This window comes from Cellulosimicrobium sp. GQ32, from assembly GCF_059758455.1.
Window position 1 is genome coordinate 116,645 of record NZ_JCAXEP010000001.1, and the last position, 12,603, is coordinate 129,247.

A 12,603-nucleotide genomic window follows, 5' to 3' on the forward strand; every position below is an offset into this window, starting at 1 on the left:
CACCGAGGGACGAGAGAGGGAGACGGATGGCATCCACGAGACTCACCGCGGAGTCGCGCCGACAGGCGCTCGCCGCGCTCGAGGCCAGCACGAGCGCCGACGCGGAGCTCGACGTCCTCGTGATCGGCGGGGGCGTCACCGGCGCTGGCATCGCGCTCGACGCCGTGACGCGCGGGCTGTCGACGGCGATCGTCGAGGCCCAGGACTGGGCGGCCGGGACGTCGAGCCGGTCGAGCAAGCTCGTCCACGGCGGGCTGCGCTACCTGCAGATGCTCGACTTCCACCTCGTCAAGGAGGCGCTCACCGAGCGCGACCTCCTGCTCAAGGAGATCGCGCCGCACCTCGTGCGGCCCGTCCCCTTCCTCTACCCGCTCGAGCACCGCGTGTGGGAGCGCGCCTACGTCGGCGCGGGCATCGCGCTCTACGACACGCTCGCGAGCGTCGCCCCCGGCAAGCGGGCGATGCCGCTGCACCGGCACCTCTCCCGCAGCGGCATGGAGAAGAAGTTCCCCGACCTCGCGCACGACGCCGCGGTCGGCGCGGTCCAGTACTGGGACGCGTCCGTCGACGACGCCCGTCTGGTCACCACGCTCGTCCGGACCGCGGCGTCCTACGGCGCGCACGCCGCGTCGCGCACGCAGGTCGTCTCGCTCACCAAGGGGTCGACGGGCGCCGTGAACGGTGCCGTCCTCGTGGACCTCGAGACCGGGCGCGAGATCACCGTGCGGGCGCGCGCCGTCATCAACGCGACGGGCGTGTGGACCGAGGACACCGAGGCGCTCGCGGGCAGCGAGGGCGGGCTCCGAGTGCTCGCGTCCAAGGGGATCCACATCGTCGTCCCGCGGGAGCGCATCAAGGGCAAGGTCGGGCTGATCCTCCAGACCGAGAAGTCGGTGCTCTTCGTCATCCCGTGGTCGCGCTACTGGGTGATCGGCACCACCGACACCCCGTGGGAGCAGGAGCTCCAGCACCCTGTCGCGACCGCGGCCGACATCGACTACGTGCTCGAGCACGCGAACGCGGTGCTCGCGCACCCGCTCACGCGCGACGACATCATCGGCACCTGGGCCGGCCTGCGACCGCTCCTCCAGCCGGGCACCAAGGAGGGCACGAGCTCCGCGAAGGTCTCCCGGGAGCACACCGTCGCCTCCCCCACCCCGGGCCTGACGGTCATCGCCGGCGGCAAGCTCACGACCTACCGCGTGATGGCCAAGGACGCCGTCGACTTCGCGATCGGTCAGCGCGCGAGCGCCCTGCCGTCGATCACGCAGAAGATCCCGCTCCTGGGCGCCGTCGGCCTCGACGCCGTCCGGCGTCAGGCGCGACCGTGGGCCTCGCGCTACGGCTGGACGCCCGCGCTCGTCGACCACCTGCTGCACCGGTACGGGTCCAACCTCCGCGAGATCGTGGAGCTGTGCGAGGCCCGCCCCGACCTCGCGAAGCCGTTGGAGCACGCGCCCGCGTACCTGCGGGCCGAGATCGCGTACGGCGTCTCGCACGAGGGCGCCCTGCACCTCGAGGACCTGCTGCTGCACCGCACCCGGCTCAACTACGAGGTCGCCGACCGCGGCCTCGCCGCGCTTCCCGAGATCGCCGACCTCGTCGCCGAGCTCCTCGGGTGGGACGACGCGACCCGCGCCGCCGAGATCGCCAGCTACACCGACCGCGCGAACGCGGAGGCCGCCGCCGAGCAGGAGCCCGACGACGCGTCCGCCGAGCGCACCCGGCTCGAGGTCGACGACGTGTCGCCGCTCCAGCCGCTCCGCACCACCTGACAGCAGAACACCGCTCGCGATCGGGCCTCGGGCGCCGTCCGGCAGGGGACGGCGCCCGAACAGCCCTCGCACACCGACCTCACGGGGCGCACACGCCGTCGGCGGGCCGACCCGAGGACCCGGCGCTCAGGCGCGCCGGGACGGTTGAGACAGAGAAGTCCACCACGAAAGAGAGAGCACGATGGATCAACTCCTCATGAACGCCTTCTGGTCCGAGATCCTCGGCACGGCGACCCTGATCCTGCTCGGTGCGGGCGTCGTCGCCAACGTCATCCTGCCGAGGACCAAGGGCTTCAACGGCGGCTGGCTCCTCATCAACTTCGGATGGGGCCTCGCGGTCTTCACCGCCGTCTACGTCGCCTACAAGTCCGGTGCGCACCTCAACCCCGCCGTGACCATCGGCCTCTTCACCGCGCAGGAGCCGTTCTACTCCGTGACCGGCCCGGAGGGCCTGGTCACGGCGACGATCGAGCCCACCGTGGGGAACATGTTCATGTACTTCGGGGCGCAGATGATCGGTGCCTTCATCGGCGCCGTGCTCGCGTTCCTCGCGTACAAGAAGCACTTCGACGAGGACGCCCCCGGGGCGACCAAGCTCGCCGTGTTCTCCACCGGCCCGGAGATCCGGTCCTACGCGTGGAACTTCATCACCGAGGTCATCGCGACCTTCGTGCTCGTGTTCTTCGTCGTGGCGTCCGGCAAGACGCCGTCGGGCCTGGGCCCGCTCGCCGTCGCGCTCGTCGTGGTCGCGATCGGCGCCAGCCTCGGTGGTCCCACCGGGTACGCCATCAACCCTGCCCGTGACCTCGGTCCCCGCATCGCCCACGCGCTGCTGCCGATCCGGGGCAAGGGCTCGAGCGACTGGGCCTACTCGTGGGTCCCCGTCGCCGGTCCGCTGGTCGGCGGTGTCCTCGCCGGCCTGCTCGGTGCCGCCTGGATCTGACCCACCCGGACGAGCCGGACTCTCCCCCGCGTGACCGGGGAGCCGGGGGCCTCCCCGGTCACGCGGCCCGCCGCCCTCTGGCGCCGGGCACCCACCACGCAACCCACACCCACACCGACGTGAAGGACTGAACGCACCATGGCCGACTACGTTCTCGCCATCGACCAGGGGACCACGAGCTCCCGGGCCATCGTCTTCAACCACTCCGGGGAGATCGTCTCCACCGGGCAGCTCGAGCACGACCAGATCTTCCCGCGCGCAGGGTGGGTGGAGCACAACCCGGAGCAGATCTGGAACAACGTCCGCGAGGCCGTGGGCCTCGCGCTCACCCGCGCCAACGTGACGCACAACGACATCGCGGCGGTCGGCATCACCAACCAGCGCGAGACCGCCGTCGTGTGGGACAAGACCACGGGCAAGCCGGTCTACAACGCGATCGTCTGGCAGGACACCCGCACGCAGAAGATCGTCGACGAGCTGGGCGGCTCCGACGGTCCCGAGAAGTACAAGTCGATCGTCGGCCTCCCGCTCGCGACCTACTTCTCGGGTCCCAAGGTCAAGTGGATCCTCGACAACGTCGAGGGCGCGCGCGAGAAGGCCGAGGCGGGCGACCTGCTGTTCGGCAACACCGACACGTGGACGCTCTGGAACCTCACGGGCGGCGTCAACGGCGGCGTGCACGTCACCGACGTGACCAACGCGTCGCGCACCATGCTCATGGACCTCGACACGCTCTCCTGGCGCGAGGACATCGCCGCGGACATGGGCATCCCGCTGTCCATGCTCCCCGAGATCAAGTCCTCCTCCGAGGTCTACGGGCACGGCCGCCAGCAGGGCCTGCTCCCCGGCGTGCCGATCGCGGGCATCCTCGGCGACCAGCAGGCGGCGACGTTCGGCCAGGCGTGCTTCGAGGTCGGGCAGGCCAAGAACACGTACGGCACGGGCAACTTCATGCTGCTCAACACGGGTACCGAGAAGGTCATGAGCCAGAACGGCCTGCTCACGACCGTCTGCTACAAGATCGGCGACCAGCCCGTCCGCTACGCGCTCGAGGGATCGATCGCCGTCACGGGCTCGCTCATCCAGTGGCTGCGCGACAACCTCGGCATGTTCGAGGACGCGCCCGACGTCGAGTGGCTCGCGGGCAAGGTCGAGGACAACGGCGGCGCGTACTTCGTCCCCGCGTTCTCCGGTCTCTTCGCCCCGTACTGGCGCTCGGACGCGCGCGGCGCGCTCGTCGGCCTCACGCGGTACGTCAACCGCAACCACATCGCGCGGGCCGCGCTCGAGGCGACCGCCTACCAGACGCGCGAGGTGCTGGACGCGATGAACGCCGACTCCGGCGTCGACCTCACCGAGCTGCGCGTCGACGGCGGCATGGTCGCCAACGAGCTGCTCATGCAGTTCCAGGCCGACCAGCTCGGCGTCGACGTCGTGCGCCCCAGGGTCGCCGAGACCACGGCGCTCGGCGCCGCGTACGCCGCGGGCATCGCCGTCGGGTTCTGGAAGGGCGAGCAGGACGTCATCGACAACTGGGCGGAGGACAAGCGGTGGAGCCCGTCGATGGACGACTCCGAGCGCGAGCGCCTCTACCGCAACTGGAAGAAGGCCGTGACGAAGACGTTCGAGTGGGTGGACGAGGACGTCGAGCAGTAGTCCCGGCGTCGCGTCCCGCACGGGACGCGGCACCTGCGGAGGGGCGGGGTGCCCGAGGCGCCCCGCCCCTCCGTCGTCCCCGGCCCGGCGAGCGAGCCCCGGGGCACGTGCCTAGCGTCGGAGGAGGTCGCGACACGGCGGCCTGCCACGACGGGAGACGTCATGACCGACACGCACCACGAGCTGCCGCACGCCCGGTCCGACGAGGTCGAGAAGGTCCGCGAGCTCGTCAAGGACGAGCGGACCGCGATGCTCACGACCGTCGCGGAGGACGGGAGCCTCGTGAGCAGGCCGATGGGCGTCCAGGCCGTCGACTTCGACGGCGACCTGTGGTTCTTCGCCGCGACGGACTCCCACAAGGTCGCGGAGATCGCCCGCGACTCGGCCGCCAACGCCGCGTTCTCCGGGACGAGCTCCTGGGTGTCGCTCTCCGGGCGCGCCACGCTGGTGCACGACCCGGACAAGATCCGCGAGCTGTGGAACGCCGTCGCCGACGCGTGGTTCCCCGACGGCCCGGACACCCCGGGGGTCGTGCTCATCCGTCTGCACGCCGAGTCGGCGGAGTACTGGGACTCCCCGGGCGGACGCGTCGCGACGCTCTTCAGCCTCGTCAAGGCGAAGGTCACCGGGCGTCCCTACGAGGGCGGGGAGAACGAGACCGTCGAGCTCTGACGCCCACGCCGCCCGCCCGGGCTCGCTCCCGCCCGCGGGAGTCCCTACGGTGGTCGGGTGCGCGCGTGGGTCTACGAGCGGTACGGCGGCGTCGACGAGCTGCGGCTCCGTGACGTGCCGACCCCTGCACCGGCGACGGGTGAGGTCCTCGTCGAGGTCGTCGCGACGTCCGTGAACCTGTCGGACTGGGAGGCGCTGCGCGGCAGCCCGGGCTACGCCCGCCTCGACGGGCTCCGCGCGCCGCGCACCCGGGTCCTCGGGTCCGACGTCGCCGGTCGCGTCGTGGCGGTCGGGGACGACGTCACGCGCTTCCGCCCGGGTGACGCCGTCTACGGCGACAACCTCCCGCGCCGCGGCGGGTTCGCGGAGTACGTGGTGATGCCGGAGAAGGCGCTGGCGCACAAGCCGCCGGGGCTGACCTTCGCCCAGGCGTCCACGATCCCGCAGGCCGGCGCCATCGCGCTGCAGGCCCTCGCGTCGGCGGCGCCAGGGGCTCGCGTGCTGATCAACGGCGCGGGCGGCGGTTCCGGGAGCCTCATGGTCCAGCTCGCGGTCGCACGGGGGCTGCACGTCACCGCGGTGGACAACGCGGGCAAGCTCGACTTCCTCGAGCGTCTGGGCGCGCACGAGGTGATCGACTACCGGCGGAACGACTTCACGCGGACCGGCCCGTACGACCTGGTGGTCGACCTCGTCGCGCACCGGTCGGTGTTCGCCTACCGGCGCGCGCTCGCCCTTCGCGGCCGGTGCCTGATGGTCGGGGGCACGCTGCGGACGCTGCTCCGCATGCTGACCGTCGGGCCCCTCCTGGGCGCCCTGACCGGTGCACGGCTCGGCGTCCTCTTCGTGCGGCAGGGCCCGCGCCACTTCGCCCCGCTCGCCGACCTGTGCGCCGCCGGAGCCGTCGAGACTCACGTCGACCGTACGTTCCCCCTCGCGGACGTGCCCTCCGCCCTCACGCTGCACGGTGAGGGGCGCGCCCTCGGGAAGGTCGTCGTCACCGTGCGCGACGACGCTGGCTAGGGTGGGGCGCGTGAGCGTCCTGCGCGAGACCAGCTACACCGTCCCCGGCATCCACGTCACCGACCGCGAGCTCGCGGTGCCGCTCGTCTGGGGCGACGACGCCGACCCGCGCCGCCTGACGCTGTTCGTGCGCGAGCTCGTCGACCCCCTGCGGCGTCGGGAGGACCTGCCGCTGCTCGTCTTCCTCCAGGGCGGCCCGGGCGGCAAGGGACCGCGTCCTACCGGTCCCGACGGCTGGGTCGGCACGGCGCTCGAGACCCACCGCGTCGTGCTGCTCGACCAGCGCGGCACCGGCCGGTCGTCGGCCGTGCGGGGCGCGGCGCTCGCCGCGCGCGGGACGGGTGCGGCCCAGGCCGACCACCTGGCGCACTTCCGCGCCGACGCGATCGTCGCCGACGCCGAGCACGTGCGGCGCACGGTCTACGGCGGCCGGCGCTGGTCGTCGCTCGGGCAGTCGTACGGCGGGTTCCTCACGCTGACCTACCTGTCCCGGGCGCCCGAGGCTCTTGACGCGTGCTTCGTGACGGGTGGCCTGCCGGGCCTGACCGCGGACGCGCGCGAGGTCTACCGCCGCACCCAGCCGCGCGTCGTCGCGAAGAACGCGGCCTACCGCGAGCGCTACCCCGACGACACGGCCCGGCTCGGACGCGTCGCGGACCGCATCGCCGCCGGCGACGTGCGGCTGCCCGACGGCGACGAGCTCACCGTCCGCCGGCTCCAGTCGCTCGGCATGGACCTCGGGATGAAGCCGGGGCCCGAGCGCATCCACTGGGTCGTCGACGAGGCGTTCGACGCCGACGCGCCCGACGAGCTCAGCGACACGTTCCTCGCCGAGGTCGCCGCGGCGACGTCGTTCCGCACCAACCCGCTCTACGCCGTGCTGCACGAGTCGATCTACGCGCAGTCCGGCACCGGACCCACGGCCTGGGCGGCCGAGGCCGTGCGCGCCGAGGACCCCGCGTTCGACCCGGCGGCCCGGCCGCTGCTGCTCACGGGCGAGATGATCTACCCCTGGATGTTCGACGAGATCGCGGCGCTGCGCCCCTTCCGCGCGGCGGCGGAGGCGCTCGCCGCGCGGAAAGACTGGCCGGACCTGTACGACCTCGACGTGCTCGCCCGCAACGAGGTGCCGGTCGAGGCCGCGGTGTACTTCGACGACATGTTCGTCGACGCGGGCCTGTCGCTCGAGACCGCCGCGCACGTGGGCAACGTGCGCACGTGGGTGACCAACGAGTACGAGCACGACGGCCTGCGCACGGGAGACGTCCTCGCCCGGCTGCGCGACCGCCTCGCCGCCCGCGGCGGCCCACTCCCCGCGTGACCCTCCACCTGCTGTGGGCGTGAGATGGGCTCGGTTGAAGCGCTTCAACCGAGCCCATCTCACGCCCACAGCAGGTGAGAGTCAGATTTTCGTCGGGGCGTGCTTGGCGAGGAACGCGTAGACCTCCGTGGCGTCGACGCCCGGGAACGCGCCGGAGGGGAGCGCGGAGAGCACGTGCTGGTGCATGCGCGCGCTCGGCCAGGACGCGTCCTCCCAGCGTGCCGCCGCGTCGGCCGCGGGGCGGCGGCAGCACGACTCGTCCGGGCACGACGACTGGCGCCGCACGGTCGTGTCGCGGCCGCGGAACCACTTGGCCGACGCGAACGGCACGCCGACGGCGATGGAGAACTGGCCGGTCGTCGTCGTTCCGGTCTGGGTCGAGCACCAGAACGTCCCGGCGGGGGTGTCGGTGTACTGGTACGACTCCTGCGCGCGGTCGCGGCGCGTGAACGCCTCCCGGACCGCCCACTTGCGGCAGACCATCTGGCCCTCGATCGCGCCCGTGACGTCGGCGGGCAGGGGCAGCCCGTCGTTCTCGTAGCCGCGGAACAGGGCGCCGTCGTCGCCGACCCGCAGGAAGTGCAGCGGGATGCCGAGGTGCACGGTCGCGAGGTTGGTGAAGCGCTGCGCCGCAGCCTCGTGCGTCACGCCGAACGCGTCGCGAAGGTCCTCGACGGCGAGGTCCTTCTCGCGCTTGCGTCGCTCGAGGAACTCGACGGCCGCGGACTGCGGGATGAGGCAGCACGCCGCGAAGTAGGTGATCTCCACGCGCTGGCGCAGGAACTCCGCGTACGAGCGCGGCCGCTCGTGCCCGAGGACGCGGTGCGCGATCGCCTGGAGCGCGAGCGAGCGCAGCCCGTGCCCGCCGGGGATGGATGCGGGCGGCAGGTAGATGCGCCCGTTCTCCAGGTCGGTGACGGTACGGGTCGAGTGCGGCAGGTCGTCGACGTGCCAGATCGTGAAGCCGAGCTGCTCGGCCATGCGGGCGACCGTGCGGTGCGTCAGTGCGCCGACCGTGTACCCGGCCTTGCGCGTCATGTCCTCCGCGAGCTCCTCGATCTCCGGGTAGTAGTTGTCCCGCGCCTGCCGTTCGAGGCGCAGCTCCGTGTTCGCGCGGCGCGCCTCCTCGGGCGTCGCGACGGCCTCCGTCGCCCGGCGCTGGAGCTCGGCGTGCAGGCCGACGAGGTTCTCCAGGACGGGGAGCGGGAGCTTCTGGCTCGCCTTCACGGACGGCAAGCCCAGCCCGGCGAACAGCGGCCCCCGCTGTGCGCGGTCGAGCGCGATCTCCAGGGCGGCCCGGCGCGACGGCGGCTCGTCCGTCAGCAGGTCGGTCAGCGGCACGTCCAGCGCCTGGGCGAGGTGCTGGAGGAGCGACAGGCGCGGCTCGCGCCGGCCGTTCTCGATCATCGAGAGCAGGCTCGGGGCGGTGCCGACCGCCTCGCCGAGCGCGTCGAGCGTGAGGCCGCGCGTCGTGCGGAAGTGGCGCAGACGCCGGCCGAGCGTGATGAGGTCCGCCTGCGGCCCGGACGGCGCCGCCTCGCGGGCCCGGCCGCCGGGCGGTCCGCCCGGGGTCTCCATCGGCGGTGATATGGCCATGGCTTGACGATATGTCAAGATCGATGAATCTTCACACTGTTCGGGTGGGAAATCTCGGCCACCGCGGCGCGAGGGTGGAAGGAGCACAGGCCACCGCCGACCCCTGGGAGCGCCCCGATGAGCACAGCCGCCCGCACCGTCCACCCGCGCCGCACGCGCACCGCCGCCCTGCTCGACGACGTCGAGACCGACCTCGTCGGGCTGCGCGCGACGTCCGGCTCGGCCTCCGCGTTCGGGAGCGGCGACCAGCGCCCGCGCGACGCGCGCGCCTGGGTGCGCGAGATCGCGAACCTCACCGAGCCGGACGCGATCGTGTGGTGCGACGGCTCCGCGGCGGAGAAGCAGCGGCTGACCGACCTCCTCGTCGACGCCGGGACCCTGCTCCCCCTCGACCCGGAGCGGCGCCCGGGCAGCTACCTCGCGCGCTCCGACCCGAGCGACGTCGCGCGCGTCGAGTCGCGCACGTTCATCTGCTCGCGCGCCGAGGTCGACGCCGGCCCGACGAACAACTGGCGCGAGCCCGAGGCCATGCGCGCCGAGCTGCGCGACGTCTTCGAGGGCTCCATGCGCGGCCGGACCATGTACGTCGTCCCGTTCTCGATGGGCCCGGTGGGCGGGCCCATCTCGCAGGTCGGCATCGAGGTCACCGACTCGCCGTACGTCGTGGTGAGCATGGGGATCATGACGCGCGTCGGCCAGGAGGTCATGGACCTCATCGACGCCGGCGCCCCGTTCGTCCCGGCCGTCCACTCGGTCGGCGCCCCGCTCGTCGACGACACCGGGGCGGTCGCCGACGACGTGCCGTGGCCGTGCAACGACACCAAGTACATCGTCCAGTTCCCCGAGACGCGCGAGATCTGGTCGTACGGCTCCGGGTACGGCGGCAACGCGCTGCTCGGCAAGAAGTGCTTCGCGCTGCGCATCGCGTCGGCCATGGCGCGCGACGAGGGCTGGCTCGCCGAGCACATGCTGCTCATCCGCGCGACGTCGCCCGAGGGCCGGGCCTACCACCTCGCCGCGGCCTTCCCGTCCGCGTGCGGCAAGACGAACCTCGCGATGCTGCGACCGACGATCCCGGGCTGGACCGTCGAGACCATCGGCGACGACATCGCGTGGCTGCGCCCTGGTCCCGACGGCCGCCTGCGCGCGATCAATCCCGAGGCCGGCTTCTTCGGCGTCGCGCCCGGCACCGGCGTCGACACCAACCCCGCCGCGGTCGAGACGTTCGCGCGCGACACGATCTTCACCAACGTGGCGCTCACCGACGACGGCGACGTGTGGTGGGAGGGCCTGACGCCCGAGCCGCCCGCGCACCTGATCGACTGGACCGGTGAGGACTGGACGCCCGACTCCGGCCGTCCCGCCGCGCACCCGAACTCGCGGTTCACCGTCGCCGCAGCGCAGTGCCCGACGATCGCCGACTCGTGGGAGGACCCCGAGGGCGTGCCGGTCGACGCGATCGTCTTCGGCGGGCGCCGCGCGACCAACGTGCCGCTCGTCGCGCAGGCGTACGGCTGGGAGCACGGCGTCTTCATGGGCGCAACCATCTCGTCCGAGCAGACCGCGGCCGCCGAGGGCACCGTCGGCGCGCTGCGCCGCGACCCGTTCGCGATGCTCCCGTTCTGCGGCTACAACATGGCCGACCACTGGGCGCACTGGCTGCGCGTCGGGGCCTCGCTCGACCCCGACAAGCGACCGAAGATCTTCCAGGTCAACTGGTTCCGCAAGGACGCCGACGGGCGCTTCCTGTGGCCAGGGTTCGGCGAGAACTCGCGCGTGCTCGCGTGGATCGCGGCGCAGGTCGACCGCTCGCGCGGCGTGCGCACAGACTGCGGCGCGGTCAAGAGCCCCGTCGGTCTGCTCCCTGCGCCCGGTGCGCTCGAGCTCGGCGGCTTCCACATGGACGACGGCGACCTCGACGCCCTGTTCGACGTCTCGCCCGAGCAGTGGCTCGCCGAGGCCGAGCTGACCGCGGAGTTCTTCGACACCTTCGGCAACCGCGTGCCCGACGAGCTCTGGGCGCAGCTCGCGCGGCTGCGGGACCGCCTCGGGCGGGGGTAGCCGCCCGGGCGGGGGCCGACCGTTGTCGGCTCCCGCCCATTTGCCGGCTCTCCTCGTCGTCGTGCACGGCGAGCCCTGTTCTCCTCACGGGGTTGAGACGAGCAAAGAGCACGAGGACTTCTATGGCCGGTAGAAGCTAAACGAGGAGAAGAACAGCGAGCACTAGTGCTATACACCCTGCTCTACAGGTAACGATGCGTATTGAGGTAGTGCGAATGGGCATCAGCGCGGGGGTGGCGGCGGCTTCGGCCGCCGCCACCCGCTTGGTGTACTCAGGTCGGTCGGACGATGGCCCAGACTTGTGCGACCGTCTTCCACGGTGCGTGGATATCGATCAGGGTGTTGAACTGCTGGCGTTCTTCGTCGGTGGCTTGGAACCGGTTGAAGAACGTGTCTTGCTGGGCTCCGGTCAGCGCGTCGCAGCGAAGCGCGAGCATGCGGTCCTGTCCCAGGTGGGGGTGGGTCTCGATAGTGGGCAAGATCTCGGGACGGGACCGAGCGAGAGCATCGAGCACATCGGCGGAGGCCGCGAGGTTGCTAGCGATCGCTCCCCAGACCGCGGGCTCGGGATCGTTGATGAGTGCGAGCAGGACGTCGCGCGGCACGTTCCCCGACTCGTCGGCGGCGAGTCGGGCGCGTTGGCCAAGATCGCCGTGACGAACGATCTGCCAGGTGTCGCTGGCCGAGCGGTCGTCAGTACTTGCAGACATTGTCGTTCTTGTTGCAGGTCGCCCAACCGGTCGCGCGGTAGTCGGTGTAGCGCTTCCCGCCGAGCGTCGCGCGCAGCTCGGAGCCGTGGCGCAGCTGCTTGCCGCGCATCAGGGCGGTGTTGGTGATGGTATGGGTCTTGCTCCCGCCTGCGATCGTGAACGTCGCTTCGGTCTGACCGCGGTAGGCCTGGTTGCGGTCCTCGGCGCGCGTGTAGACGCTGATGTTGCTGAACTTCTTTGCGCTGGGGAAGTAGGTGACCTTGTAGCCGATCCGGCTTGAGGCCGCACCAGGGTCGACGGTCACGGTGCCGTCGATACGGTCGGTGATCTTCCAGCCGAGACCTTGCGAGACCTTCACCTGCAGAAAGTAGCTGTCACGCCAGGAGCGCTTGTCGTTGATCGCACCGAAGGCAGTGATGACCGGCTCCTCAGGGGCCGCCTCGACCTCGGCGAGCAGGATGTCGGCAGTTTCGGGAAGCTCGGCTCCCGCCTCAAGCGAGGTAGCGAAGTCGCCCAGCACGTTCGCGGCCTGCGCGGGGTCGGCGTCTGCGAGACCTGGCACCCCGGTGTCCTGCCCCTGCTCGGCGATCTGCGCGGTTGCCTGGAGGTCGGCAGCGATGACGTCGTTGCCGTACTCCTGAGCGGCGCGCTCGATGACGTCGCCGAGCGTGTCCTCCGACGACATCACGTACTCGATCCCCTCGGCAGGAGCAGCAACATCACCGGTCGTGGCCACTGCTGCTGTGGTCGAGGCCAGAACAACCACGAGACCACCCGCGACCGCCGCCGCAACTGTGGCAACGCCTCGTCGATGGGATCTCGTGCTGTGCATGAACTGCATGTCGA

The 12,603-nt window shown here is 71.7% G+C and carries 10 protein-coding genes; 7 read left to right on the forward strand and 3 right to left on the reverse strand.

Going from position 1 to position 12,603, the window contains the following annotated elements:
* Positions 1–26: 26 nt before the first annotated feature.
* From AC6CH9_RS00475 to AC6CH9_RS00500, 6 genes are all read left to right on the forward strand, one after another.
* Positions 27–1,775, forward strand: a complete 1,749-nt coding sequence (locus AC6CH9_RS00475) for a glycerol-3-phosphate dehydrogenase/oxidase (RefSeq protein ID WP_498153143.1) — start codon at positions 27–29, stop codon at positions 1,773–1,775.
* Positions 1,776–1,956: 181 nt separating this feature from the next.
* Positions 1,957–2,718 (forward strand): MIP/aquaporin family protein, encoded by a 762-nt coding sequence (locus tag AC6CH9_RS00480; RefSeq protein WP_087471197.1) that lies wholly within the window; start codon positions 1,957–1,959, stop codon positions 2,716–2,718.
* Between the two features lie 138 nt (positions 2,719–2,856).
* A complete protein-coding gene (gene glpK, locus AC6CH9_RS00485) occupies positions 2,857–4,374 on the forward strand; it encodes a glycerol kinase GlpK (RefSeq protein ID WP_498153144.1) in 1,518 nt (505 codons plus the stop codon).
* Positions 4,375–4,536: 162 nt separating this feature from the next.
* Entirely contained in the window at positions 4,537–5,046 is a 510-nt protein-coding gene (locus tag AC6CH9_RS00490; protein WP_498153145.1) for a pyridoxamine 5'-phosphate oxidase family protein, read from the forward strand.
* A 57-nt stretch (positions 5,047–5,103) separates the two neighbouring features.
* Positions 5,104–6,069, forward strand: a complete 966-nt coding sequence (locus AC6CH9_RS00495) for an NAD(P)-dependent alcohol dehydrogenase (protein WP_498153146.1) — start codon at positions 5,104–5,106, stop codon at positions 6,067–6,069.
* Between the two features lie 19 nt (positions 6,070–6,088).
* Entirely contained in the window at positions 6,089–7,390 is a 1,302-nt protein-coding gene (locus tag AC6CH9_RS00500) for an alpha/beta fold hydrolase (protein WP_498153696.1), read from the forward strand.
* Positions 7,391–7,471: 81 nt separating this feature from the next.
* Here AC6CH9_RS00500 and AC6CH9_RS00505 read toward each other — a convergent pair whose 3' ends face one another.
* Positions 7,472–8,986, reverse strand: coding sequence for a helix-turn-helix domain-containing protein (locus AC6CH9_RS00505; RefSeq protein WP_498153147.1), 1,515 nt, complete (start codon positions 8,984–8,986; stop codon positions 7,472–7,474).
* A gap of 117 nt (positions 8,987–9,103) precedes the next feature.
* Here AC6CH9_RS00505 and AC6CH9_RS00510 point away from each other — a divergent pair, with 117 nt between their 5' ends.
* On the forward strand, positions 9,104–11,047 hold the full coding sequence (locus AC6CH9_RS00510; RefSeq protein ID WP_498153148.1) for a phosphoenolpyruvate carboxykinase (GTP): 1,944 nt from the start codon (positions 9,104–9,106) through the stop codon (positions 11,045–11,047).
* A 272-nt stretch (positions 11,048–11,319) separates the two neighbouring features.
* On the opposite strand, the gene AC6CH9_RS00515 is transcribed toward AC6CH9_RS00510, so the two are convergent.
* Positions 11,320–11,757 (reverse strand): hypothetical protein, encoded by a 438-nt coding sequence (locus tag AC6CH9_RS00515; RefSeq protein ID WP_498153149.1) that lies wholly within the window; start codon positions 11,755–11,757, stop codon positions 11,320–11,322.
* On the reverse strand, positions 11,741–12,598 hold the full coding sequence (locus AC6CH9_RS00520) for a hypothetical protein (protein WP_498153150.1): 858 nt from the start codon (positions 12,596–12,598) through the stop codon (positions 11,741–11,743). Before AC6CH9_RS00520 ends, AC6CH9_RS00515 begins: the two co-directional genes overlap by 17 nt.
* Positions 12,599–12,603: the final 5 nt, after the last annotated feature.

Bases quoted from the DNA above. Each gene is read 5' to 3' on its own strand.
- AC6CH9_RS00520 (WP_498153150.1), bottom strand. From the start codon at position 12,598: ATGCAGTTCATGCACAGCACGAGATCCCATCGACGAGGCGTTGCCACA.
- AC6CH9_RS00475 (WP_498153143.1), top strand. From the start codon at position 27: ATGGCATCCACGAGACTCACCGCGGAGTCGCGCCGACAGGCGCTCGCC.
- AC6CH9_RS00480 (WP_087471197.1), top strand. From the start codon at position 1,957: ATGGATCAACTCCTCATGAACGCCTTCTGGTCCGAGATCCTCGGCACG.
- AC6CH9_RS00510 (WP_498153148.1), top strand. From the start codon at position 9,104: ATGAGCACAGCCGCCCGCACCGTCCACCCGCGCCGCACGCGCACCGCC.
- glpK (WP_498153144.1), top strand. From the start codon at position 2,857: ATGGCCGACTACGTTCTCGCCATCGACCAGGGGACCACGAGCTCCCGG.
- AC6CH9_RS00490 (WP_498153145.1), top strand. From the start codon at position 4,537: ATGACCGACACGCACCACGAGCTGCCGCACGCCCGGTCCGACGAGGTC.
- AC6CH9_RS00515 (WP_498153149.1), bottom strand. From the start codon at position 11,757: ATGTCTGCAAGTACTGACGACCGCTCGGCCAGCGACACCTGGCAGATC.
- AC6CH9_RS00505 (WP_498153147.1), bottom strand. From the start codon at position 8,986: ATGGCCATATCACCGCCGATGGAGACCCCGGGCGGACCGCCCGGCGGC.